Genomic DNA, 23,045 nt, shown 5'->3' with positions numbered 1-23,045 from the left:
TGCGCCAACACCAGCCGTTTTGTGATCGACCGGCAGGCGGCGGACTACGCATTTGCGTAGCACGCCGAGGCGCATGCTCGATGCGGCGGCCGCCGCTATCCCGGTTGCCGCATCATCCGCCGCCACAGCGGCTTGATCAGTTCCAGCACGATCAGCACCGCCAGCGCCGCGGCTGCCGTGAGGCCGAGATCGTCCGGATGCAGCGGGCCGAACCGGAACAGATCGCGCAGCCATGGCCATGCCAGGCTCGCAACCAGCACCACCGCGACGATGCCGAGCATTCCCGCCAGCATCGCATTCGGACGGCGCAGCGCCGTCAGCAGCGAGGCGCTGAACGAGCGGTTGACGAAGATCAGTCCGACGAAACTCAAAACCAGTGCGAAGAAGGTCAGCGCGCGCAGCTCGGTGTCGGGCATCGCCCGCGATTGACCGATGACGAATACGCCGGCGACCAGCACAAACACCAACAAGCCCTGCAGCATGCCCCACACGATCAGCGCCCGGCTGAACAGCGGCTGTTCCGGATCGCGCGGCGGGCGGCGCATCGCGTCGTCCTCGGCGGTTTCGGCCTCGAACACGATCGAGCACACCGGATCGATGATCATCTCCAGGAACGCGATGTGGATCGGTCCGAGCAGGATCGGCAACCCGAACAGCAGCGGCAGCAACGCCAGCCCGGCGATCGGCACGTGGACCGCGAAGATGAAGCCCATCGCCTTGACCAGATTATCGTAGATCCGCCGGCCGAGCCGGATCGCCTTGACGATCGAGGCGAAGTCGTCGTCGAGCAGTACGATGGCGGAGGCCTCGCGGGCGACGTCGGTGCCGCGGCCACCCATTGCGATGCCGATATGCGCTGCTTTCAGCGACGGCGCATCGTTGACGCCGTCGCCGGTCATCGCCACCACCTCGCCATCGGCCTTCAGCGCCTCGACGATCCGCAGCTTCTGCTCCGGCATGATCCGCGCGAACACGGTGACGCTGCGCAGGCGCTCGGCGAGCGCGTCGTCGTCGAGCTTGGCGATCTCCTCGCCGGTGACGCAGGCTTGCGCATCGATCCCGGCCTGACGGGCGATCGCCTGCGCGGTTGCTGGATAGTCGCCGGTGATCATCACGACGCGAATGCCGGCCGCGCGACAGTCGGCGACGGCGACCGGCACCGAATCTCGCAGCGGGTCGGCGAGGCCGACGAGGCCGAGGAAGTCGAAGCGGAAGCCGAGCTGGGTCTCCGGCCAATCCTCGCCCGGATGCGAGGCGCGGGCGACGCCGAGCACGCGTAGCCCCTCGGTCGCCATCGCATCGACGGTGCGTGCCAGCGCCGCCACCGCGGCCTCGTCGAGGCCGCTCATTCGCGCGATCGCCTCTGGCGCGCCTTTCGCCGCCACCACGTAGTTACTGGCGTCGTCGGGGTCACGCCAGACCTGCGTGATCGCCAGCAGGTCGCGGCGCAACCCGTAGGCGTGGACGAGGCTGCGCGTGCCATTGCCGCTGCGCAGATGATCGCCGGCGAGGCGGTGCAGCGCGAGGTCCATCGGATCGAACGGATCGGGCGCGGCGGCGAGCAGGCCGGTCTCCAGCAGCGATCGGAATTCTTCCGGCAACGCGCCGCCGTCGCGCGGCCGAAACACCTCGCCCGAGACGAGCCGCAGCTCCGCGACCGACATCCGGTTCTCGGTCAGGGTTCCGGTCTTGTCAGTACACAGCACGGTGGCGGAGCCGAGCGCTTCGATCGCGGCGGCGCGCCGGGTCAGTACGCGGGCCTGCGAAATCCGCCACGCGCCCATCGCCATGAACACCGTCAGCACCACGGGGAATTCTTCCGGCAGCATCGACATGCCGACGGTGATCCCGGCCAGCACCGCATCGAGCCAGCCGTCGCGCAACGTGCCGTAGAGGATCACGACCAGCAGCGTGAAGGCGCCGGCGATCAGACCGAAGGTACGAACCAGCCTGCGGGTCTGCCGCTGTAGCCGCGGCGCTTCGGGCTGCATCGAGCCGAGCGCCTGGCCGATCTTGCCGATTTCGCTGCGCGGGCCGGTCGCGATCACTTCGGCAAGGCCGCTGCCGCGCACCACCAGCGCGCCGGAATACACGTTGGGCTGATCGTCGCCGCCGGGGCGACGCGGCGCGGTGCCGCCGGTCTCGTCTCGCGCCAGCTTACGAACCGGCACCGATTCGCCGGTCAGCAGCGATTCGTCGACGAGCAGATCCTCGGCTTGGAGCAGAATCGCGTCGGCGGCGATGCGGTCGCCTTCGGACAACACGATGATGTCGCCGCGCGCCACCTCGCGCCCGGCGATCCGCTTGCGTGCCCCGTCGCGGATCACCAGCGCCCGCGGGCTGGTGAGATCGCGCAGCGTCTCCAGCACGCGTTCGGTGCGGGCTTCCTGCACCACCGTGATCACCACCGACAGCGTGGCGAAGATCAGCAGGATGATCGCTTCCTTGAGATCGCCGAGCGCCATGTAGACCACGCCGCCGCCGAGCAGCAGCGCCAGCATCGGCTCGCGCACCACCTCCAGCACGATGCCGAGCAGCGTGCGGCGGTCGGGGCTAGGCAACTCGTTGTAGCCTTCGCTCGCCAGTCGCGTCGCGGCTTCGCGCTCGCTGAGGCCGGAGATGGCGTCGGACGGGGAGGCGAGGTCGGCGGGCATCGGAGAACCTGACGTTCGAGGGCCCGCCGATGTTAGCTCATTTCCTGCTCGCGCTCGCGACGTAGTCGCCGGATTTGCCGCCGGTCTTGGCGAGCAGATGAATGCCTTCGATCCGGACGTCGCGTTCGGCGGCCTTGATCATGTCGTAGATCGTCAGGCACGCCACCGAGACCGCGGTCAGCGCTTCCATCTCGACGCCGGTCGGTCCGGTGACCTTGACGGTGGCGCGGACGATGCAGCCGGGGAGTTTGGCGTCCGGCGTAATGTCGAGCGTGACCTTCGACAGCGCCAGCGGATGGCACAGCGGGATCAGCTCGGCAGTGCGCTTGGCCGCCATGATCCCGGCGACGCGCGCGGTGCCGAGCACGTCGCCCTTCTTGGCGTCGCCGCTGAGGATCAGCTCCAGCGTCGCCTTCTTCATCACCACGCGGCCTTCCGCGACCGCGACGCGTTCGGTGGCGGGTTTTTCCGACACATCCACCATTCGCGCCTCGCCGCTGGCGCCGATATGGGTGAGGGCGGCAGGCGCCGCCGCTTCTGGCCTGGATTTCGACTTCGCCGTCTTTGCCATGCTCCGCCTCAGGCCGCGCGCGTCAGCAGCGCGCGGGTGGCGGCGGTGACGTCCTGCTGCCGCATAAGGCTTTCGCCGACCAGGAAGGTCGACATCCCGACGCGGGCGAGGCGGGCGAGATCGTCGGGCGTGAAGATGCCGCTTTCGCCGACCATCAGGCGGTCGCTTGGGATCAAGGGCGCCAGCGCCTCGCTGGTCGCCAGCGTCACTTCGAAGGTGCGCAGGTTGCGATTGTTGACGCCGACCATCGGCGACCGCAGCTTCAGCGCGCGCTCGAGTTCGGGCGCATTGTGGACTTCGAGCAGCACATCCATGCCGAGATCGAATGCGGCGTCCTCGATGTCCTTGGCTGCGGCGTCGTCGAGCGCCGCCATGATGATCAGGATGCAATCGGCGCCGTGGGCACGGGCCTCGACCACCTGATAGGTGTCGTACATAAAATCCTTGCGCAGTGCCGGCAGCGACACAGCGGCGCGCGCGGCGACGAGATAATCGAGGCTGCCCTGGAATGACGGCGTGTCGGTCAGCACCGACAGGCAGGCCGCGCCGCCGGCCTCATAGGCTTTGGCCAGCGCCGGCGGATCGAAGTCGGCGCGGATCAGCCCTTTCGAGGGTGACGCCTTCTTGATCTCGGCGATCAGCCCATAGTCGCCGGCCGCGTGCTTGGCGCGCAGCGCCTTGACGAAGCCGCGCGGCGGCGACGCCTCGCGGGCGATCGCCTCGATCGCGGCGAGCGGACGCTCGCGCTTGGCGGCCGCGATCTCCTCGCGCTTGTAGGCTTCGATCTTGGTCAGGATGTCGGACACGGCTCTGCTACCTACTGCTTGATCGGATCATTTTCTCGTCATGGCCGGGCTTGTCCCGGCCATCCACGCCTTCACCGTTGCGCCGGCCCCAAGGCGTGGATGCCCGGGACAAGCCCGGGCATGACGGCAACTTGTACTTCAGGCCGCCGCGGAGACCGCGATCAGCTTCGTCAGCCGCGCTTCCGCCGCGCCGCTGTCGATCGCCTGGGCTCCGAGCGCGACGCCTTCCTTCAGATCCCTGGCCCGGCCCGCGACGATCAAGGTGGCCGCAGCGTTGAGCAGGGCGACGTCGCGATACGGCCCCGGCATGCCTTCCAGCACCGCGCGCAGCGCCACCGCATTGGCTTCGGCGTCGCCGCCCTTCAGCGCATCCGCCCCGGCGCGGGGCAGCCCGGCATCCTCCGGGGTGATCTCGAACGTGGTGATCTCGCCGTTCTTCAGTTCCGCGACCGCCGTCGGGCCGGACAGCGTGATCTCGTCGAGGCCGTCGGAGCCGTGCACCACCCAGACCGCTTCGGAGCCGAGGTTCTTCAGAACCTGGGCCAGAGGCTGCACCCATTGCCGCGAGAAGACGCCGATCATCTGGCGCTTGACGCCGGCCGGGTTGGACAGCGGTCCGAGCAGGTTGAAGATGGTGCGGGTGGCGAGTTCGACCCGGGTCGGGCCGACGTTCTTCATCGCCGGATGATGGGTCGGCGCGAACATGAAGCCGATGCCGGCTTCACCGACGCAGCGGCCGACCTGTTCGGGTGTGATGTCGATCTTGACGCCGAGTGCCGCGAGCACGTCGGCGGCGCCGGACTTCGACGACAATGCGCGATTGCCATGTTTGGCGACCGGCACGCCGCAGCCGGCAACGACGAATGAAGCGCAGGTCGAGACGTTGACCGACCCGGAGCCGTCGCCGCCGGTGCCGACGATGTCGACCGCCTCTGCCGGCGCTGTGACCGGCAGCATCTTGGCCCGCATCGTCGTCACCGCGCCGGTGATCTCGTCGATGGTTTCGCCGCGGACCCTGAGGCCCATCAGCAGCGCGCCCATCTGCGACGGCGTGGCGTCGCCGGACATCATCGCGTCGAAAGCGTCAGTGGCTTCCTCGCGGGTCAGCGTCGCGCCGGTGGCGACCTTTGCGATAATCGATTTGAAATCAACCATTGTCCCCTTCGGCGACCGGACCGCGGCGTCACGCCGTCAGTTGGCCGCCGCCCCCGTTGCCTGCGCCACCGCTTCCTGATTGACCTTGGTGCCGATGTCCTTCTCCAGCCAGGCGATGTACTGGCCGACCTCTTCGTCGCGCAGCCGCTGCACCAGGTTGTCCTTCAACTGCTGCATCTGCGGCGCGTTGACGTCGGCCGTCGTCACCGTGTCGCCGGTGACGCGGAACACGTACCATTCGGTGCCGCTGCTGCCCTGAACCTGGCCGGCAGCGTCCTTGGCTGTGCGGAAGACCGCGTCGACCACCGTGCCCGGCAACCCGGCGTCGGCGCCTTCGCGCTTGATCCCGGTGGCGCTCTGCACGGCGACACCGGCCGGCGCGACATCGGCGAGCTTGCCGCCGCCGTCCAGCTTCTGCACTAGCTCGACCGCGAGCTTGCGCAGGCGCTCGGTGATCTGCTCGGCGCGCCAGCCGGCCTCGACCTTGTCCTTGACCTCGTCGAGCGCTCGCTCGCGCGACGGCGTCACGCCGACGATGTCATACCAGACATAGCCGTTCTGGTAGCTGATGGCGTCGTTGTCGACGCCGGGCTCGCTGTTGAAGGCGGCGGTGGCGAGCTCGAGCCCTTGCGGGATTGTCGTCACTGGCGCGCCGTCCGGTCCGCGGCCGGAGCGGTCGATCGCCTCGACCGTCACCGCGGCAAGGCCGAGCTGGCTGGCCGCCTCGCTCACGCTGGAGCCGCCGCCGCGCGCGTCTTCGATCTTGTCGTGCAGCTCCTGCACCTGCTTGCGGGCGCGTTCCTGGGCGAGTTCGCGCTTCAGGTTGGCCGCCACGCTGGCGTAATCCGGCTGCTTGCCGGGCTCGATCTTGGTGACTTCGAGCAGCACGGTGCCAAACTGGCCCTGCACCGGCTGGCTGACCTCGTTCAGCGGCAGAGCGAACGCTGCAGCAGCGACCTTCGGATCGAGCATTTCCGACTGGCTGACCAGGCCGAGGTCGAGATCTGCCGATTTGACGCCGCGCTCCTGGGCGAGATCGGCGAAGCTGGTGCCGCTGGCGATCTTGGCGCGGGCGGCCTGCGCCTCTTCGGCGTTCGGGAAAACGATTTGCAGGATCTGCCGCTTCTCCGGCGTCGACAGTCTGTCCTTGCGCTGGTCGAACAGCTTCCGAGCGTCGGCGTCGGACACCTCGGTCCATTTTCCGATCGACTCCGGCGTCACCACCAGGAACGAGATCTTGCGATATTCGGGGGCGCGGAACTGCGCCTTGTGGGAGTCATAGAACGCGGCGAGGTCGGCGGGCGAGGGGGCCTCGATCGTGCCGGCCTGCGCGTCGGTCAGCTTCAGGTAATCGATCGCCCGCTCTTCGTTCTGAAACTGGCTCAGCGCCTGCAACAGCGTCTTCGGCGGCTCGAGGCCGGCCGTGATGGTGCCGGCGATCTGGCGGCGCAGCGCGACGCGGCGCTGTTCGGCGAGGTAGCGCTGTTCGGTGAAGCCGAACTGGCGGATCAATTGCTGGAACCGGCCGGCGTCGAACTGGCCGTTGGCGCCCTTGAAATTCGGATCTTCAAGGATCGACTTCATCGTATCGGCATCGGACTGGCCGAGGCCGAGCCGGCGCGCATCTTCGTCGAGCGCGGCTTCGGCGATGGTCTGCTGCAGCACCTGGCGGTCGATGCCGATCGCCCGCGCCTGATCCGGCGTCAGTGGCCGGCCGAGCTGACGGCCGATCTGCTGCAGGCGGTCATTGTAGGTCTGCCGGAACTGCTCGGTGGAAATCTCGGTGCCACCGATCTTGGCGAGCGTGGCGCGGCCGAATCCGCGGAACACGTCGGCAATGCCCCAGATCCCGAAGCTGACGATCAGCAGGCCCATCACGGCGATCATGATGGTCTTGCCAAACCAGTTGGATGAGGCGTTGCGTATTCCTCGGAGCATGGAGTCACTTTTTATCAGGAGGGAACCGGCTGCGCGGATCGGCGCGGGTGGGCAAATTAGCGTCGCCGGCTTGAAAATCCATCATAAAGTGCGGCCTATGAGGTCGCAACCGCGGCCTGGGCGCGAAGCTCCCAGATGCCATCGTGTTGCAAAGCTCCTGCTGCGGATCGCCGCAGCGAAGGCGTTCACGTCTCCTTGAGTCTCGCAATAGGCTCTGCTAGCGGAACGGTTCAACCCTTTATCGCGAGTGTGCTCATGCCGGTCCCCGCCGTTCGTCCGCTGATTGCTGGAAACTGGAAGATGAACGGCCTGAAGGATTCAGTCGCCGAGCTTGACGCGATGCTGAAGGGCGCGGGTGAGCTGCCGCAAGGCATCGATCTTTTGGTCTGTCCGCCGGCGACGCTGGTGGCGAGCTTCGCGGCGCGAGTCGCGGAAGCGCACGGCGGCAAGGCGCTGCCGTTCGCGATCGGCGGCCAGGACTGCCATGCCAACGTGTCCGGCGCGCATACCGGCGACATCGCCGCCGAGATGCTGGCCGATGCCGGCGCCGCTGCGATCATCGTCGGTCATTCGGAGCGCCGCGCCGACCATGCCGAGACCGACGCGATCGTTCGTGCCAAGGCGCAGGCGGTGTGGCGTGCGGGGCTGGTGGCGATCGTTTGCGTCGGCGAGACTCAGGGCGAGCGTGACGCCGGCCACACCCTCGATGTGGTGGCCGGGATGCTGGCCGGGTCGCTGCCGGACGGCGCCACCGCGGCGAATCTGGTGGTGGCCTACGAGCCGGTCTGGGCGATCGGCACCGGCCGCACCCCGACGACGGCCGATGTCGAGCAGGTTCATGGCTTTATCCGCCAGACCCTGAGCGAACGGTTCGGCGCCGCCGGGGAGACGATGCGGATTCTGTACGGCGGCTCGGTGAAGCCCTCGAATGCCCGCGAATTGCTGGCGGTGCCGCACGTCAACGGCGCCCTGATCGGCGGCGCGAGCCTGAAGGCGTCGGATTTCCTTGCGATTGCTGCCGGCTGTCCCTAACTAAGCCGCGCCAAGCGGTCCTGCTGCGGCGTTTCTGGAACCATGCGGGGGTGACAAATCCCCGCGCGATCGTGTAGACACCGCGCGACTTCATTTATCCCGCAAGCCTGTCGAGCAGCGCCTGCCGGCGCCTGTCGGCCATTCGGCGGCGTTGGCTTGCGATGGAAGGGTACGATGCAGACTGTCATTATCGTCATTCACCTGATGTTGGTGCTGGGCCTGATCGGCGTGGTGCTTCTGCAGAAGTCCGAGGGCGGTGGCCTGGGCGTCGGCGGCGGTGGCGGTGGCGGTTTCATGTCGAGCCGCGGCACCGCCAATCTTCTGACCCGTACCACGGCGATTCTGGCGGTCGGCTTCTTCATCACCAGCCTGCTGCTCACCTGGCTGGCGAGCTACAATCGAAAGCCGACGACGATTCTGCCGACGGCGCCGATTCAGCAGCAGGTTCCGGGTCAGCCCGCACCGCCGGTATCTCAAGGCGGCGGCCTGCTCGACACGCTCCGGCAGACCGATCAGCAGCAGAACCAGCAGCCGGCGGCACCGGCAGCGCCCGCGGCGCCGACCCCGCCGCAGTCGCAATAAGCATTGCCGGCATGCGCTGAAGGGATCTCGCCTCTGATCTGAGATCCCTTCAGCAATCGTCTGAAATAGCTGATCTTTCAGAGTCACCCACAGGCATCTGTCAAACTGCCCGAGGGGTACGAATCGTTTTGGCGAATCGGACCGAGGGCCTTAAAGGTAAAGTCCCATGGCGCGGTATATCTTCATCACCGGCGGCGTGGTTTCCTCGCTCGGCAAGGGTCTGGCATCGGCGGCGCTCGGCGCCCTGCTGCAGGCGCGAGGCTACAAGGTCCGCCTTCGCAAGCTCGATCCCTATCTCAACCTCGATCCCGGAACGATGTCGCCGTATCAGCACGGCGAAGTGTTTGTGACCGACGACGGCGCCGAGACCGACCTCGACCTCGGCCACTATGAACGCTTCACCGGCCGGCCTGCGACCAAGCAGGACAACATCACGACCGGCCGGATCTATCAGGACATTCTGACCAAGGAACGCCGCGGCGACTATCTCGGCGCCACCATCCAGGTGGTTCCGCACGTCACCAACGCGATCAAGGATTTCATCGTCAGCGACAACGACGGCTACGACTTCGTGCTGGTCGAGATCGGCGGCACCGTCGGGGACATCGAGGGCCTGCCGTTCTTCGAGGCGATCCGCCAGATCAAGAACGATCTGCCGCGCGGCGACGTGATCTACATTCACCTGACGCTGCTGCCGTACATTCCGAGCGCCGGCGAACTGAAGACCAAGCCGACCCAGCATTCGGTCAAGGAGCTGCGCTCGATCGGCATCCAGCCCGACATCCTGCTGTGCCGCACCGACCGGCCGATCCCGAAGGAGGAGCGGCGCAAGCTCGGGCTGTTCTGCAACGTCCGCGAAAGCGCGGTGATCGAAGCGCGCGACGCCGACAGCATCTACGCGGTGCCGGAGGCGTATCATGCCGCCGGGCTCGACGACGAAGTGCTGGCGGCGTTCGCGATTGCCGCCAAGGAGCCGCCGCAGCTTGCGCGCTGGCACGAGATCAACGAGCGCATCCGTAATCCCGAAGGCGCAGTGACGATTGCCATCGTCGGCAAGTACACCGGGATGAAAGACGCCTACAAGTCGCTGATCGAGGCGCTCAGCCACGGCGGCATCGCCAACAAGGTCAAGGTCAATCTCGACTGGATCGAGAGCGAGGTGTTCGAGAACGAGGATCCGGCGCCGTTCCTCGAGCATGTCAACGGCATCCTGGTGCCGGGCGGCTTCGGCCAGCGCGGAGCCGAGGGCAAGATCAGGGCGGCGCAGTTCGCGCGCGAGCGCCATGTGCCGTATTTCGGCATCTGCTTCGGCATGCAGATGGCGGTGATCGAGGCCGCGCGAAACCTTGCCGGCATCGAGCAGGCCAACTCCACCGAATTCGGCCCGACCCCGGAGCCGCTGGTCGGTCTGATGACCGAATGGGTCCGCGGCAACGAGCTGGAGAAGCGTAGCCAGGCCGGCGATCTTGGCGGCACGATGCGGCTCGGCGCCTATCCGGCGGCGCTGAAGCGCGGCAGCCGGGTCTCGCAGGTTTATGGCGGCGCCACCGAAATCTCCGAGCGCCACCGCCATCGCTACGAAGTCAACACCGCCTACAAGGACCGACTCGAACAGCACGGCCTGAAGTTCTCAGGCATGTCGCCGGACGGGGTGCTGCCGGAGATCGTCGAATACGAGGATCACCCGTGGTTCATCGGCGTCCAGTTCCATCCTGAACTGAAGTCGCGCCCGTTCGACCCGCACCCGCTGTTCGCCTCGTTCGTCGAAGCGGCGCTGGTGCAGAGCCGGCTGGTGTAAGAGCGAAGTCGTCGTCAGCGGCAACCGGTCGACGGATCGCCGCTGCGCGCCACCGGCTTGCCGTTGATGAACACCCCTGAGCCGCTGCCGGTCAGCACGCCGCCGCAGCCGGTGCGGCTGCCGCCGATCGCGGCCGGCTTGCCGTTGATGAAGACGTTACTCGATCCTTCGATGATCGCGCCCTCGGTGGTGACATCGCCGGCGCGGGCCGCCGGCTTGCCGCCGACCATGACGTCGCCGCTTCCGCCGGTAATGACGCCGGGTTTGCCGCCGCCGGCACCCTGGGCGAGCGCGGGGGATGCGCCGAGCATCACGGTCGCCCCCAGCAGGCACACCACGCGGTGCAGGTTCCGGACGGCACCCGGCCAGTCGGGGAAGGTCGGCGGTGAGGGCGTGATCATACCCAGCTCCTTTCGGGGATCAGCGGATTTCCGTGAATGCCGTAACTTGCGCGTGGACATTCCTTGGCTGGTAGATGATGCTTCGCGCACAACCGTAACGTGTCGTGCGACTCTCTTCGGGAGGAATGGAAATGACACCGTCGGTCAGCCTTTATGCTTGGGCCGTCCCGGCCTGGTCATCGGAATCTCCGGTCGATCACACCTGGGTCACCAGCTACGACAATCAAGTTCATCCCTACAACACCATCGCCGACGTGGTCGTGGCCGGCCAGTCGTTCTGGTACTGCTGGGGATCGTTCCACCCGCAGGGCGGCACCCCGATCAATCCGACCGGCGCGCTCGGTCAGCAGGGCGGCAATCTGAAACTGGCGCAATGTCTGGTGCAGCCGAACGCCGACTCCAACACCACGCCGGCGGCGCGCGGCACGATCTACAGCTACGGCGTCGACGGCGTGTGCCACCAATTGGCCAATCAGGTGTTGTATGCGACGGCGAACGGCAGCGTACCGCCGCTGACGGTGAGCAAGGCGCGTGGCTATCCGTTGTCGAGTTTCATCTACGGCACGTACGGGCTGCAGCAGACTGCCTGGGCCGCCAAGGTCGCCTCGTGCAGCGGCACGCAACTGGTAGCGCGGCTCGGACGGCCGGGAGGTTTGACGGTGGCGGCGAGCGGTGAGGGCATCGCGGTGGACGAATTCGAGAAGCGCGCGACCGAACTGCTGGCGACCGAGCCGGCCAAGCTCGCCAGCCTGCTGCGGCTGCGCGGGGAGGTGCAGCGCTTTGCGGCGCAGCCCTGGCCCGGCACCGGTCAGCCCAGCGCCGAGGCGCTGAACGCGCGCAATCAGCATCTGATCGACGAGGCGGCCAAGCTGCTCGGGCCGGAGCATTTCAGGAAACTGTTCGCCGCCGAGCCGGGCGCCAAGGTCACGCTGGTCGATCCGCAGATCGCCGCCACCGCCGGCGAACTGCCGCCGCCGAAGCCGCGCTGACGCAGCGCTCATTGCGGGCAAGCGCCTGCCCGGCTAGCCGGTCTTCAGCTTCGCGGCCTTGCGCAGCGTGTCGTCGATCCGCGATTGCCAGCCGGGCCCGGTCGCCTTGTAGTGCGCCACCACGTCGGCACTGAGCCGGATCGACACCGGCACCTTGGTCGGGGCCCTTTGCGGGCCACGATGGTGCTTGAACTGCGCCAGGCTCTCCTGCGGCAGCACTTCTTCCGGTGGCCTTAGGCAATCCGCAACTCTGCTCCCTGCGCGGCGAGCAAGACAACCCCCGTTGCTTACCGCTATAAGCGCCACAACGATGTGGAGGGCGTCATGATCTACGAGTCGCGGGTGTATCGCTGCGTGCCGGGCCGACTGCCGGCGATCCTGAAGCGGTTCGAGACCATCACCCTGAAGCTGTTCGAGAAGCACGGCATCCGGCAGGCCGGGTTCTTCACCACGCTGGTCGGTGCCTCCAATCAGGAATTGACCTATCTGCTCGCCTGGGAAAGCCTCGCCGAACGCGAGCAGAAATGGACCGCGTTCGCCAGCGATCCGGAATGGCTCGCCGCCAAGGCCGAGACCGAGAAGGACGGCCAGATCGTCGACAGCATCACCAATCAGTTGCTGGTGCCGACCTCGTTTTCGGCGGTGAAGTAATTCGGATGAGTATCAGTTTCGATCGTCATTGCGAGCGAAGCGAAGCAATCCAGCGCCGAGCACCGGGCTGGATTGCTTCGTCGCTGCGCTCCTCGCAATGACGGCGTCATTCATGTCCAACGGCCTCGACCATATTGTCCATGCGGTGCGCGATCTCGACGCGGCCGCGGATCTGTACCAGCGGCTCGGCTTCATCGTCGGTGCACGCAACGTTCACCCCTGGGGGACGCACAACCGGATCGTCCAGTTCGATCGCTTCTTCATCGAATTGCTGACGATCGGAGAACCCGACAAGATCCCGCCGCACCGTGATGGCGCCTTCTCGTTCGGAGCGTTTCAGCGCGATTACCTGGCGGCCCGCGAGGGTGTGTCGATGCTGCTGCTGGCGAGCGACGACGCGGCTGCCGATCTGCGCCGGTTCGCTGCCGCCGGCATCGCGGCCGGCGAGGTCTTCACCTTCGGGCGTGAGGGGCGGCGCCCCGACGGCAGCGTGGTGAAGCTGCAATTCTCGCTGGCATTCGCGCGCGACCCGTTGTCGCCGCAGGCCGGGTTCGCCGCCTGTCAGCATCACTATCCGGACAATTTCTGGAACCCGGCATTCCAGGCGCATGCCAACGGCGCCAATGCGGCGACAGCGGTGGTGATGGTCGCCGACAATCCGACCGATCATCACATCTTCCTCGAAGCCTTCACCGGCAGCCGCGATCTGCGCTCGTCGTCGATCGGCGTCACCGCGCCGACCAAGCGCGGCGACATCGAGATCGTCGAGCCGGTATCGCTGCGCGACCAATACGGCATCACGGTTCCGTCCGAAGGCGAGGGCGCCAGCTTCGTCGGATTACGGATTGCGGCGGATGATCTCGGTGTGGTTGAACGGCTGCTGCAAGACCACACGATCCCGGCGGCACGTCATGTCGGCCGCCTGGTGGTGCCCGATGTCTGCGGGGCCACCCTGATTTTCGAGCAAGGAACAGTGTAAGTGAACAAGAGCATCGCGCCCTCGACCAGCGTCGTGGCGGGCAACGTCAAGTTAGGCAACGCGTTGCCGCTCTCTGTGATCGCCGGCCCGTGCCAGCTCGAAAGCCGCGCTCACGCGTTGGAAGTCGCCTCGGCGCTGAAAGAGATCGCGACCCGGCTCGGCATCGGCCTCGTCTACAAGACCTCGTTCGACAAGGCCAACCGCACCAGCGCCGCCAGCGCCCGTGGCCTCGGCCTCGACGCCGCACTCCCGATCTTCGCCGAGATCCGCGATCAGCTCGGCCTGCCGGTGCTCACCGACGTGCACGAGAGCGAGCAATGCGCGCGCGCGGCGGAAGCGGTCGATATCCTGCAGATCCCGGCGTTCCTGTGTCGGCAGACAGATCTGTTGCTCGCGGCCGCGGCCACCGGAAAGATCGTCAACGTCAAGAAGGGCCAGTTCCTGGCGCCGTGGGACATGGGCAATGTCGTCGCCAAGATTACGCACGCCGGCAATCCCAAAGTGCTGGTGACCGAACGCGGCGTGTCGTTCGGCTACAACACGCTGGTATCCGACATGCGCGCGCTGCCGATCATGGCCAAAACCACGGGCGCGCCGGTGATCTTCGACGCCACCCATTCGGTGCAGCAGCCCGGCGGCAAGGGCACCTCGTCGGGCGGCGAGCGTGAATACGTGCCGGTGCTGGCGCGCGCCGCGGTCGCGGTCGGCGTCGCAGGCGTGTTCATCGAGACCCATCCCGATCCGGACCATGCGCCGTCCGACGGTCCGAATATGGTGCCGCTGCGCGAGTTCGAAGGTCTGATGAAGACGCTGATGGAATTCGACGCGCTTGCCAAGAAACGACCCGCAGCCGGCGCCGTGTGACGGAGCCGCAGGTTCGGCCCGGTCATGATCTGGTGGTGATTGCCCGCGTCTCTCAATCCGGAGTCGCGCGTCCGCGTGCGCACGGCATCTGCAGCACCCGTTGCAGCGTGTCCCGATCGCCGAGGACGGCGCGGGTCTCGCGGGGGCCCAGCCATCCGAGCGCTTCGTCGAAATCGCGGGCGTCTTCGATCAGCGACCGCGCCACCGCCAGATGGACGTCGACGCGTCCGCGCTGTCGCGGCGGGTGGCGGGCGATGCCGGCGATGTGTAACTCGCGCAGCCTGTCGTCGTCGCGCAGGGTGCGCAGCGGGTGCTCTCCGCCTGCGGCCGCTTGCAGATCGGCAGCGAGGCGGTGGACGTCCGCCAGGATCGCCGGTGGCTGGCGTTGTTCGGGCGTCGTCATCAGGAGCGGGCGAGAACGCGCATTGCGCGTCGTCAAGAGCGCCACCGGGATCGCGAATACCAGGCCGACGACCACCGGCGTCATCCACAGCAGCAGCGGCCACGACACCAGCCATGCCCCGATCGCCATGACGGTGCCGAGCACGGTCGGCAGGGCGTAGCGGCGGGTCACCTCGCGTAGCGGGACGACGCCGTCGCCGCGGTGCTGCACCTGCCAGCCGGCGTCGCGGCCGAGCAGGATCTCGGCGACGGCGGTGGATTGAAACACCATCATCACCGGCGCGGTGAGGGCGGAGACCAGCGTTTCCAGCACCACGCCGCCGAACGTCCGCAGGCCGCCGCCGAACCGCCGGCGCGTCTCGGTACGGATCAGCACCAGCAGCAGAGCCAGCAGCTTCGGCAGGATCAGCAGGCCCATCGTTGCGGCGAACACCCAGGCGGCGCGAATCGGATCCTGCGCCGGCCAAATCGGAAACAGCGAAAAGTCGTTCGGGAAGTATTCCGGCCGCACGAACTGCGCCTGCAGCGAAATCAGGATGCCGGCCACCAGAAACGTCAGCCACATCGGCGCGGTGATGTAGGCGCCGATCCCGGTGAGGAAGTGCAGCCGGGAAACCCAATGCAGGCCGCGCGCGGCGAGCAGTTTGCCGTGCTGCAGATTGCCCTGGCACCAGCGCCGGTCGCGCGCGGCGAAATCCAGCAGCGACGGCGGGCATTCCTCGTAGCTGCCGCGCAGTGCCGGCGCCAGATGGATGCGCCAGCCGGCGCGGCGCATCAGCGCAGCCTCGACAAAATCATGGCTGAGGATTTCGCCGCCGAACGGTTTACGGCCGGAAAGCACCGGCAGCCCAGCGCTGCCCGCGAAGGCCGCGACGCGGATGATGGCGTTGTGTCCCCAGTAGTTGCTCTCGGAGCCGTGCCACCACGCGACGCCGGCGGCGATCATCGGCCCGTAGATGCTGGCGGCGAATTGCTGGACCCGCGCGAACAAGGTGCGCGCATGGACGACAACGGGCAGGGTCTGGATCAAACCGACGTCGTCGTGACGCTGCATCGCGTCGGCGATCCGCACCAGCACGTCGCCGGTCATCACGCTGTCGGCGTCGAGGATGACCATGAACGCGTAGTCGCCGCCGAACCGCTCCACCCAATCGGCGATATTGCCGGACTTGCGCGCCGTGTTGCTCGGCCGATGACGGTAGTACAGCCGGTCGTTGCTGGCGGCGAGTTTGACGAAGCATCGCTCCTCGTCGATCCAGGTCGCCGGGTCGGTGGAATCGCTGAGCACGAACCAGTCGAACTGCGCGCCGCGTCCGGTTTGGTCGACCGAGTTCCGGGTCGCCTGCAGCCGCGCGAACACCGTGGGTGCGTCTTCATTGTAGGTAGGCAGCAGCATCGCGACCCTGGCCGAGATCTCCGGCAGCGGTCCGTCCGGATCGATGTCGAGGTCGCCGCGCCAGCCGCCGCACAGCACCGCGAAGCCGGCCAGCGCCGAAACGAACGAGAGCGCTACCCAGGCGAACAGCGCCGAGAACAGCGCCAGCACCACGCCTTCGAGGACGGTGACGCCGCCGACCTGCAGCACTTGGTACATCTCGTAGACGCCAGCGCCCGACAGGGTCGCGGTGGCGAGCATGATCAGCAGCCGGCGCCATCGGCCCGTCGTGGATCCTGCGGCCGCCGATTGCGGCTTCTGCCTCAACGACTGCACCGGCATCGCCAGCGGCGCGTCCGCAGGCATCGGATCCAACCGGCGCTCGGCGTCGCTGCAGTCGTTCGGGCGCGGCCCGATCAGAGAGTCCATCGGTACAGCCAGACTTCCGACACTGCGGCATCGCCCTCGTAGACGGTCGCGCGCAGTTCGACCGGGGCCTGCGCTTTGGCGAGATCGAAGCTGAGCCGCCAGCCGCCGCTGGCCGGATTGGGCTGAGTCACGATGTTGCGAATCTCGCCCTTGTCGGTGCTGACGACGCCGCGGATGGCGGCGGCGTCGACGCTGTCGAGCCGGTCGCCGTTGAGGTCGAGCACGAACAAGCGCTCGTTGTCGCCGCGCGTGCTGATCCCGGTCCGCACGAAGCGGGCGAGCGCCTTCGGCTTCGGCGTGTCGGGCCCCCAATGCAGGCGATAGGTGTAGATGTGCTCGCCCTTCGCCCGCAGCGGCTGCTTGGGCTCCCAGAACGCGGCGATATTGTCGTGGACTTCTTCACGGGTCGGAATCTCGACCAGCTTGACGGCGCCCTCGGTCCAGTCGCCGATCGGCTCTGCCCACAGGCTCGGTCGCAGCTCGAACCGCGATTCCAGATCCAGATAGGCGCCGAAGCTGCGCTCGCGCTGCATCAGCCCGAAGCCGCGCGGGTTGCGATCGCCGAACGCACTGATCTGCAGATCGCGGGGATTGCACAGCGGCCGCCACAGTTCTTCGCCGCTGCCGTTGAAGACCGCCAGCCCGTCGGAATCGTGCACCGACGGGCGGAAGTCGGCCGCATCGGCCGGATCGTTCGGGCCGAACAGAAACATGCTGGTCATCGGCGCGAGGCCGACGTGCTGCAGATCGACCCGGGGATACAGCGCCATCTCGACGTCGAACACGGTGGTGACGCCCGGACGGATGGTGAAACGGTACGCGCCCGCGATGCTCTTGCTGTCCAGCAGCGCGTGTACCACCATCGACGATGCGCCGGGGGCGGGGCGTTCGAGCCAGAACGTCTTGAACAGCGGAAATTCCTCGCCGCCGGACTGGCCGGTGTCGATCGACAGTCCGCGCGCCGACAGGCCGTAGCGCTGGCCTTTGGCGACGGCGCGGAAATACGCCGCACCGAGGAACGCGCTGACCTCGTCGAAATAGTCCGCGCGCTCCAGCGGCGCGTGAATGCGAAAGCCCGCAAAGCCGAGATCGGCATCCGGTGGCGGCGGGGCGGCGTCGCCGAACGAAAAATCTTCGGCACGGTAGCGGACCGGCCGAGCCTCGCCTTCCGCGACCTCGAAGATCGTCACCCGGTTCTTGTACAGGAAGCCACGGTGAAAGAACTGCACCTGAAACGGCAAGCCTTCGGCGCGCCACAGCGCGCGCTCCGGATTGAAGCGAAGCGCGCGATACGCATCATAACTTAGATCGCCCAGCGACGAATGCAGCGCGCTGTCCGGCGCCTGATAGGGCTTGCTCGCCAGTTCGCGCGCCAGATTTCGTACGACCCAAGGATCGAACGGGCTGGAGGGTGGGGATTTGTTCGCTGCGGCCGGCTCGGCCTTAGCTTGCAACAGCGGCAGCGCCGCAAGGCCGGTCAGAACTTGCCGCCGGTTCAATCTCGCTTCTCCGCTTGGAACGATTCAGTTCCGCACAAACGTCCGGGAGCGCGAAGAGTTCCTCGAGCGAGGGCGATCAGTCCGATCTAGCCACGTCCGCGATATGGCTGCACGCCCTGATCGGGGACCCAGACATCTTTCGGCAGTTTGCCGGTCTGCCAGAACACGTCGATCGGGATGCCGCCGCGCGGATACCAGTAGCCGCCGATGCGCAGCCATTTCGGCTTGATCTCAGCCGCGATCCGCTTGCCGATCGCCACTGTGCAGTCCTCGTGGAAGGCGCCGTGATTGCGAAACGAGGCGAGGTACAGTTTCAACGATTTCGACTCGAGCAGCCAAGGGCCCGGAACGTAGTCGATCACCAGATGCGCGAAATCCGGCTGCCCGGTCACCGGGCACAGCGAGGTGAATTCCGGTGCAGTGAAGCGCGCCAGGAAATTGGTGTCCTTCTGCGGGTTCGGCACCCGGTCGAGCTTGGCGGCTTCCGGCCGGTCCGGCCATTCGACGGCCTGACCGAGCTGCAGGGGCGGGGAGGAGGCGGATTTGCGGGGCGTTTTCGACATGGCTTGAACTCGGGTCTCCGTTACCGCCGTCCTAGATCATTTTCCGAAGCAGGGGAATCCGTCGCAAAACCGGTGCGTTCGCCGTTTGTCGGACCTCATGGAGCGGTCCGGCGGCCTTTTCGTGCCCCGAGCCATGCTGTAGAAGCGGCGCAACTCCATTCCCTCCATCCGATCAAGAGGCATTCATGACCGCCATCGTCGACATCATCGGCCGCGAAATTCTCGACAGCCGCGGCAATCCGACCGTCGAAGTCGACGTGGTGCTCGAGGACGGCTCGGTCGGCCGCGCCGCGGTGCCGTCGGGCGCGTCGACCGGCGCCCACGAGGCGGTCGAGCTGCGCGACGGCGACAAGGCTCGCTATCTCGGCAAGGGCGTGCTGAAGGCGGTCGAGGCCGTCAATGGCGAGCTGTTTGATGCGCTGGGCGGCATGGACGCCGAGCAGCAGGTGCAGATCGACCAGACCATGATCGAGCTCGACGGCACCCCGAACAAGGGCCGGATCGGCGCCAATGCGATCCTGGGTGTGTCGCTGGCGGTCGCCAAGGCCGCGGCGTCGTCTTACGATCTGCCGCTGTATCGCTATGTCGGCGGCACCTCGGCCCGCACCCTGCCGGTGCCGATGATGAACATCATCAATGGCGGCGCGCACGCCGACAATCCGATCGACTTCCAGGAATTCATGATCATGCCGGTCGGCGCGCCGAGCTTCGCGGAAGCGCTGCGCTATGGATCGGAAATCTTCCACACACTGAAGGGCGAACTGAAGAAGGCCGGCCACAACACCAATGTCGGCGACGAGGGGGGCTTCGCGCCGAACCTGCCGTCGGCCGACGCCGCGCTCGATTTCGTGCTGTCGGCGATCGGCAAGGCCGGCTTCAAGGCCGGGGAAGACGTCATGATCGCGCTCGATCCGGCGTCGACCGAGTTCTTCAAGGACGGCAAGTATGTCTATGAAGCAGAAGGCCGCAGCCTGGGTCCGCAGGAGCAGGCCAAGTATCTCGCCGATCTGGTGTCGCGTTATCCGATCGTGTCGATCGAAGACGGCATGGCCGAAGACGATATGGAAGGCTGGAAGGCGATCACCGATCTGATCGGCGACAAGTGCCAGCTCGTCGGCGACGATTTGTTCGTCACCAACGTCTCGCGCCTCGCCGACGGCATCAAGGCCGGCCGCGCCAACTCGATCCTGATCAAGGTCAATCAGATCGGCACGCTGACCGAGACGCTCGCCGCCGTCGAGATGGCGCACAAGGCCGGCTACACCGCGGTGATGTCGCATCGCTCCGGCGAGACCGAGGACTCGACCATCGCCGACCTCGCGGTCGCCACCAATTGCGGGCAGATCAAGACCGGCTCGCTGGCGCGCGCGGACCGCACCTCGAAGTACAACCAGCTGCTGCGCATCGAACAGGAGCTCGGCACCAGCGCGTACTTCCCAGGCAAGGCGGCGCTGAAGGCGTTCCGCTGAACGACAAGCAAATGGCCGCGATGATGTGATCGTCGCGGCCATCGGCTCGTCTTGAACCCCGCGCGCGGCTGCATCATGGTGCGGCCGCAACAGACAGCAGGGAGAAAGACGTGACCGAGGCCATCACCGGACTGCAACTGCGCTCGCTGATCAAGACGAGCGGCGACCTCGAAGTTTCGCTGGTGCCGGTAAGCATTCCCGAGCCCGGCCCCCACGAGGTGGTGGTCCGGGTCGAAGCCACCCCGATCAATCCCTCCGATCTCGGCCTGTTGTTCGGCGCCGCCGACATGTCGACCGCGAAAGCGTCCGGCAGCGCGGACGCGCCGGTGATCACCGCCAAGGTGCCGGAAGCCGCGATGAAGGCGATGGCGGGCCGGCTCGACGAGTCGATGCCGGTCGGCAACGAGGGCGCCGGCACGGTGATCAAGGCCGGCAGCTCGGACGCGGCGCAGGCGCTGCTCGGCAAGACCGTAGCGATGATCGGCGGCGCAATGTACGCGCAATACCGCCTGATCAAGGCGGCCGACTGCCTGAAGCTCCAGGATGGCACCACCGCGGCCGAAGGCGCCTCGTGCTTCGTCAATCCGCTGACCGCGCTGGGCATGACCGAGACGATGAAGCGCGAAGGCCACAAGGCGCTGGTGCACACCGCCGCGGCGTCGAACCTCGGCCAGATGCTCAACCGGATCTGCCTCAAGGACGGCATCGATCTGGTCAACATCGTGCGCAGCGAGGCCCAGGCCAAGCTATTGCGCGACATCGGCGCCAAATACGTGGTGGATTCCACCGCGCCGACGTTCCTCGACGATCTCACCGAGGCGCTGGTCCAGACCGGGGCGACCATCGCGTTCGATGCGATCGGCGGCGGCCGGCTCGCGGGGCAGATCCTGAGCTGCATGGAAGCCGCGATCGGCAAGACCGCGACCGGCCCCTACAGCCGCTACGGCTCCAACGTGCCGAAGCAGGTCTATATCTACGGCAGCCTCGACACCAAGCCGACCGAGATCTTACGCAATTTCGGCTTCGCCTGGGCGGTCGGCGGCTGGCTGCTGTTCCCGTTCCTGCAGAAGATCGGTGCTGCCGACGCCGCCAAACTCCGCGCCCGCGTTGCGGCCGAGATCAAGACTACCTTCGCCAGCCACTACACGCGGACGGTGTCGCTCAGGGAGGCGCTGAGCCTCGATGCCATCGCGGTCTATAACAAGCGCGCGACCGGGGAGAAATTCCTCATCGCCCCCAACGCATAGCTGCCATCGGGGGTATGAAATCCGCTGGTGCTGATCGTAGTTGCTAGCTAGTCTCAACAAGACGAAGCAGCCCAGCGGAGATTTCATGGATCAGATGGCTGAACGGCGACCGTCGGAATTGGCGGAAGCGACCGCCGCATTGATCAATCACATCGTCGGGGCGATCGAGTCCGCCGCGGTGGTGATGGAGCCGTTCTATCACCTCGAATTCGTCGGAATCTTTCCGGCGCTGGTCTACGCGGCGATGCTCAAGGCGATGCCGCGCAACACCGACTATCGGCCGATGCATGGCCGCAGCAAGGGCAATGATCTCGCTGACGGCACTCACACCCGGGTGAAGATCGACCTGTTTCCGGAATACATCCGGCACCTGCCGCCGGAGCAGCGCTCGGTGTGGCGCATGGTCGGCGACGCGCTGTGCTCGGAGCCGGTGAAGGACGCGTTTCGGCGCAAGCTGGCGCCGGCCCTGGAGAAACGATTTGGGCCGGACGCGCGGGAGGTCGGGATGTTTCCGATTCCGATCCTGACCCGCGACGTTCCCGGTTACAAGATCACGCCGCACACCGACACGCATTGGAAGGGCATCACCGTGCAGCTCTATCTGCCGCGGGACGAAGCCCACACCGACATCGGCACGATCTTTCACGATGTGCTGCCGGACGGGTCGATGCCGAAGGCGCGGCAGATGAAGTTCGCGCCGAATTCGGGCTATGCGTTTGCGGTCGACAAGCAGAGCTGGCATTCGGCCGACACCGTCCCCGCGGGCGTCGAGACGCGTGACAGCATTCTGCTGACGTATTTCGTCGACCAGGGTCCGCTCAAGGTGCTGCGCAATCGCGGCAAGCGGCTCGGCAACTTCCTGCTCAACGAAATCCGCACGCGGACCTGACTGACGCCTTTGATGGCGACGGTGCTATCCTTCGTCAGGTTCGGCACAAGCCCGGCATGACGGCGGTGGGACGATCAGCTTAATAACAGGCGTCACCGCTCCGCAGTGGCCAGCTTGGCGCCTAGCGCGACGAAGGCGGCGGCGAAACTGCGGCGGAGCCAGGTCATCACTTGCGGGCGGGTGATGACGTGGTCGCGTAGCCAGGCGGCGAACAGGCCGTAGATCACGAACACCACGAAGGTCATCAGCATGAAGATGCCGCTCAGCTCGACCATCCGGCCGAGCGGATGGGCGTCGTCGGCTGAGACGAATTGCGGCAGGAAGGCGAGGAAGAAGATCGACAGCTTCGGATTGAGGATGTTGATCAGGACGCCCGTCACCGTCATCTGCACTGCCGACGGAGCGCCGACATCGGTCTCGACGCTGAGCGGGCCGCGCTCGCCGAGCGTCTTCCACGCCATGTAGAGCAGATAGGCGACGCCGAGATACTTGAAGAGCTGGAACGCCACCGCGCTGGTGTGGAGCAGGGCGGCGAGGCCGAGGATCGCCGCCGCCATGTGGGGCACGATGCCGATGGTCGAGCCGAACGCCGCAATCGCGCTGGCGCGTGAGCCGCGCGACAGGCCGGTGGCCACCGTATAGAGCACGCCGGTTCCGGGCGAGGCGACCACGATCAGCGAGGTGATGAGAAATTCGGCGGTCACCATTGCGCGCATCGCTCCTGCCAGACACTTGCAATTTGCCTCGCGCCA

Annotated in this window: 20 protein-coding genes and 1 pseudogene; 10 read left to right on the top strand and 11 right to left on the bottom strand. The window is 66.6% G+C overall.

All coding sequences use genetic code 11. The features are described 5' to 3' along the window. Nucleotides 1-95: 95 nt before the first annotated feature. The 5 genes from FLL57_RS09815 to FLL57_RS09795 all read right to left on the bottom strand — a co-directional run bounded on the left by FLL57_RS09815 (nt 96) and on the right by FLL57_RS09795 (nt 7,124). Nucleotides 96-2,654 carry a cation-translocating P-type ATPase gene (locus tag FLL57_RS09815; RefSeq protein ID WP_142882786.1) on the bottom strand — a complete coding sequence of 853 codons (2,559 nt, stop codon included), beginning with the start codon at nt 2,652-2,654 and terminating at the stop codon, nt 96-98. Nucleotides 2,655-2,691: 37 nt separating this feature from the next. Next, nucleotides 2,692-3,225: a cyclic pyranopterin monophosphate synthase MoaC gene (moaC, locus tag FLL57_RS09810; RefSeq protein WP_142882785.1), complete on the bottom strand. Its 534-nt coding sequence runs from the start codon at nt 3,223-3,225 to the stop codon at nt 2,692-2,694. Nucleotides 3,226-3,233: 8 nt separating this feature from the next. Beyond that, nucleotides 3,234-4,031, bottom strand: a complete 798-nt coding sequence (gene trpC / locus FLL57_RS09805) for an indole-3-glycerol phosphate synthase TrpC (RefSeq protein WP_142882784.1) — start codon at nt 4,029-4,031, stop codon at nt 3,234-3,236. A gap of 138 nt (nt 4,032-4,169) precedes the next feature. Beyond that, complete coding sequence (gene trpD / locus FLL57_RS09800) at nt 4,170-5,186, bottom strand: anthranilate phosphoribosyltransferase (protein ID WP_142882783.1); 1,017 nt, start codon at nt 5,184-5,186, stop codon at nt 4,170-4,172. A 36-nt stretch (nt 5,187-5,222) separates the two neighbouring features. Further along, nucleotides 5,223-7,124 carry a peptidylprolyl isomerase gene (locus FLL57_RS09795; RefSeq protein ID WP_013502323.1) on the bottom strand — a complete coding sequence of 634 codons (1,902 nt, stop codon included), beginning with the start codon at nt 7,122-7,124 and terminating at the stop codon, nt 5,223-5,225. A 255-nt stretch (nt 7,125-7,379) separates the two neighbouring features. On the opposite strand from FLL57_RS09795, the gene tpiA reads away from it, so the two are divergent. The 3 genes from tpiA (at nt 7,380) to FLL57_RS09780 (ending at nt 10,536) form a co-directional block, all read left to right on the top strand. Next, the gene (gene tpiA, locus FLL57_RS09790; RefSeq protein WP_142882782.1) at nt 7,380-8,156 is read left to right on the top strand and encodes a triose-phosphate isomerase; all 777 of its coding nucleotides are present in this window, start codon (nt 7,380-7,382) and stop codon (nt 8,154-8,156) included. A 174-nt stretch (nt 8,157-8,330) separates the two neighbouring features. Then, nucleotides 8,331-8,738 carry a preprotein translocase subunit SecG gene (secG, locus tag FLL57_RS09785; protein WP_013502325.1) on the top strand — a complete coding sequence of 136 codons (408 nt, stop codon included), beginning with the start codon at nt 8,331-8,333 and terminating at the stop codon, nt 8,736-8,738. Nucleotides 8,739-8,904: 166 nt separating this feature from the next. Then, nucleotides 8,905-10,536 (top strand): CTP synthase, encoded by a 1,632-nt coding sequence (locus tag FLL57_RS09780; RefSeq protein WP_047307852.1) that lies wholly within the window; start codon nt 8,905-8,907, stop codon nt 10,534-10,536. Between the two features lie 14 nt (nt 10,537-10,550). On the opposite strand, the gene FLL57_RS09775 is transcribed toward FLL57_RS09780, so the two are convergent. Continuing rightward, the gene (locus tag FLL57_RS09775; protein WP_013502327.1) at nt 10,551-10,937 is read right to left on the bottom strand and encodes a PAAR domain-containing protein; all 387 of its coding nucleotides are present in this window, start codon (nt 10,935-10,937) and stop codon (nt 10,551-10,553) included. A gap of 131 nt (nt 10,938-11,068) precedes the next feature. Between FLL57_RS09775 and FLL57_RS09770 the strand changes: the two genes are divergently transcribed. Next, nucleotides 11,069-11,926, top strand: coding sequence for a hypothetical protein (locus FLL57_RS09770; protein ID WP_047307876.1), 858 nt, complete (start codon nt 11,069-11,071; stop codon nt 11,924-11,926). A 33-nt stretch (nt 11,927-11,959) separates the two neighbouring features. Here the strand turns inward: FLL57_RS09770 and FLL57_RS09765 are convergent. Next, nucleotides 11,960-12,160: pseudogene (locus FLL57_RS09765) on the bottom strand (BrnA antitoxin family protein); the annotation flags it as partial. A gap of 90 nt (nt 12,161-12,250) precedes the next feature. Here FLL57_RS09765 and FLL57_RS09760 point away from each other — a divergent pair. The 3 genes from FLL57_RS09760 to kdsA all read left to right on the top strand — a co-directional run bounded on the left by FLL57_RS09760 (nt 12,251) and on the right by kdsA (nt 14,420). Continuing rightward, the gene (locus FLL57_RS09760) at nt 12,251-12,577 is read left to right on the top strand and encodes an NIPSNAP family protein (RefSeq protein WP_013502331.1); all 327 of its coding nucleotides are present in this window, start codon (nt 12,251-12,253) and stop codon (nt 12,575-12,577) included. A gap of 112 nt (nt 12,578-12,689) precedes the next feature. Then, the gene (locus FLL57_RS09755; protein WP_142882781.1) at nt 12,690-13,556 is read left to right on the top strand and encodes a VOC family protein; all 867 of its coding nucleotides are present in this window, start codon (nt 12,690-12,692) and stop codon (nt 13,554-13,556) included. Further along, a complete protein-coding gene (kdsA, locus tag FLL57_RS09750) occupies nt 13,557-14,420 on the top strand; it encodes a 3-deoxy-8-phosphooctulonate synthase (RefSeq protein ID WP_142882780.1) in 864 nt (287 codons plus the stop codon). A gap of 52 nt (nt 14,421-14,472) precedes the next feature. On the opposite strand, the gene mdoH is transcribed toward kdsA, so the two are convergent. From mdoH to queF, 3 genes are all read right to left on the bottom strand, one after another. Further along, nucleotides 14,473-16,626 carry a glucans biosynthesis glucosyltransferase MdoH gene (mdoH, locus tag FLL57_RS09745; RefSeq protein ID WP_142882779.1) on the bottom strand — a complete coding sequence of 718 codons (2,154 nt, stop codon included), beginning with the start codon at nt 16,624-16,626 and terminating at the stop codon, nt 14,473-14,475. Continuing rightward, nucleotides 16,614-18,125: a glucan biosynthesis protein G gene (locus FLL57_RS09740; protein ID WP_142882778.1), complete on the bottom strand. Its 1,512-nt coding sequence runs from the start codon at nt 18,123-18,125 to the stop codon at nt 16,614-16,616. The genes mdoH and FLL57_RS09740 overlap by 13 nt, the downstream gene beginning before the upstream one ends. 86 nt (nt 18,126-18,211) lie before the next feature. Next, nucleotides 18,212-18,688 (bottom strand): preQ(1) synthase, encoded by a 477-nt coding sequence (gene queF, locus FLL57_RS09735; RefSeq protein ID WP_047307847.1) that lies wholly within the window; start codon nt 18,686-18,688, stop codon nt 18,212-18,214. 185 nt (nt 18,689-18,873) lie between these two features. Between queF and eno the strand changes: the two genes are divergently transcribed. The 3 genes from eno to FLL57_RS09720 all read left to right on the top strand — a co-directional run bounded on the left by eno (nt 18,874) and on the right by FLL57_RS09720 (nt 22,293). Beyond that, complete coding sequence (eno, locus tag FLL57_RS09730) at nt 18,874-20,157, top strand: phosphopyruvate hydratase (RefSeq protein WP_013502337.1); 1,284 nt, start codon at nt 18,874-18,876, stop codon at nt 20,155-20,157. A gap of 110 nt (nt 20,158-20,267) precedes the next feature. Then, a complete protein-coding gene (locus FLL57_RS09725; RefSeq protein ID WP_142882777.1) occupies nt 20,268-21,404 on the top strand; it encodes a zinc-binding dehydrogenase in 1,137 nt (378 codons plus the stop codon). 85 nt (nt 21,405-21,489) lie between these two features. Further along, a complete protein-coding gene (locus tag FLL57_RS09720; protein ID WP_142882776.1) occupies nt 21,490-22,293 on the top strand; it encodes a hypothetical protein in 804 nt (267 codons plus the stop codon). A 92-nt stretch (nt 22,294-22,385) separates the two neighbouring features. Here the strand turns inward: FLL57_RS09720 and FLL57_RS09715 are convergent, their stop codons facing one another. Then, the gene (locus tag FLL57_RS09715) at nt 22,386-23,000 is read right to left on the bottom strand and encodes a LysE family translocator (protein WP_013502340.1); all 615 of its coding nucleotides are present in this window, start codon (nt 22,998-23,000) and stop codon (nt 22,386-22,388) included. Nucleotides 23,001-23,045: the final 45 nt, after the last annotated feature.

It is taken from the genome of Rhodopseudomonas palustris (genome assembly GCF_007005445.1).
Classification (GTDB): domain Bacteria; phylum Pseudomonadota; class Alphaproteobacteria; order Rhizobiales; family Xanthobacteraceae; genus Rhodopseudomonas; species Rhodopseudomonas palustris_G.
This window is presented reverse-complemented; position numbering and strand designations above follow the sequence as displayed.

What these genes read in the sequence shown, in the direction of transcription:
- FLL57_RS09715 (WP_013502340.1), bottom strand. Translation starts at nt 23,000, where the DNA reads ATGGTGACCGCCGAATTTCTCATCACCTCGCTGATCGTGGTCGCCTCG.
- FLL57_RS09770 (WP_047307876.1), top strand. Translation starts at nt 11,069, where the DNA reads ATGACACCGTCGGTCAGCCTTTATGCTTGGGCCGTCCCGGCCTGGTCA.
- queF (WP_047307847.1), bottom strand. Translation starts at nt 18,688, where the DNA reads ATGTCGAAAACGCCCCGCAAATCCGCCTCCTCCCCGCCCCTGCAGCTC.
- eno (WP_013502337.1), top strand. Translation starts at nt 18,874, where the DNA reads ATGACCGCCATCGTCGACATCATCGGCCGCGAAATTCTCGACAGCCGC.
- FLL57_RS09795 (WP_013502323.1), bottom strand. Translation starts at nt 7,124, where the DNA reads ATGCTCCGAGGAATACGCAACGCCTCATCCAACTGGTTTGGCAAGACC.
- trpD (WP_142882783.1), bottom strand. Translation starts at nt 5,186, where the DNA reads ATGGTTGATTTCAAATCGATTATCGCAAAGGTCGCCACCGGCGCGACG.
- secG (WP_013502325.1), top strand. Translation starts at nt 8,331, where the DNA reads ATGCAGACTGTCATTATCGTCATTCACCTGATGTTGGTGCTGGGCCTG.
- FLL57_RS09720 (WP_142882776.1), top strand. Translation starts at nt 21,490, where the DNA reads ATGGATCAGATGGCTGAACGGCGACCGTCGGAATTGGCGGAAGCGACC.
- FLL57_RS09775 (WP_013502327.1), bottom strand. Translation starts at nt 10,937, where the DNA reads ATGATCACGCCCTCACCGCCGACCTTCCCCGACTGGCCGGGTGCCGTC.
- FLL57_RS09780 (WP_047307852.1), top strand. Translation starts at nt 8,905, where the DNA reads ATGGCGCGGTATATCTTCATCACCGGCGGCGTGGTTTCCTCGCTCGGC.
- FLL57_RS09760 (WP_013502331.1), top strand. Translation starts at nt 12,251, where the DNA reads ATGATCTACGAGTCGCGGGTGTATCGCTGCGTGCCGGGCCGACTGCCG.
- FLL57_RS09755 (WP_142882781.1), top strand. Translation starts at nt 12,690, where the DNA reads ATGTCCAACGGCCTCGACCATATTGTCCATGCGGTGCGCGATCTCGAC.
- mdoH (WP_142882779.1), bottom strand. Translation starts at nt 16,626, where the DNA reads ATGGACTCTCTGATCGGGCCGCGCCCGAACGACTGCAGCGACGCCGAG.
- moaC (WP_142882785.1), bottom strand. Translation starts at nt 3,225, where the DNA reads ATGGCAAAGACGGCGAAGTCGAAATCCAGGCCAGAAGCGGCGGCGCCT.
- FLL57_RS09815 (WP_142882786.1), bottom strand. Translation starts at nt 2,654, where the DNA reads ATGCCCGCCGACCTCGCCTCCCCGTCCGACGCCATCTCCGGCCTCAGC.
- tpiA (WP_142882782.1), top strand. Translation starts at nt 7,380, where the DNA reads ATGCCGGTCCCCGCCGTTCGTCCGCTGATTGCTGGAAACTGGAAGATG.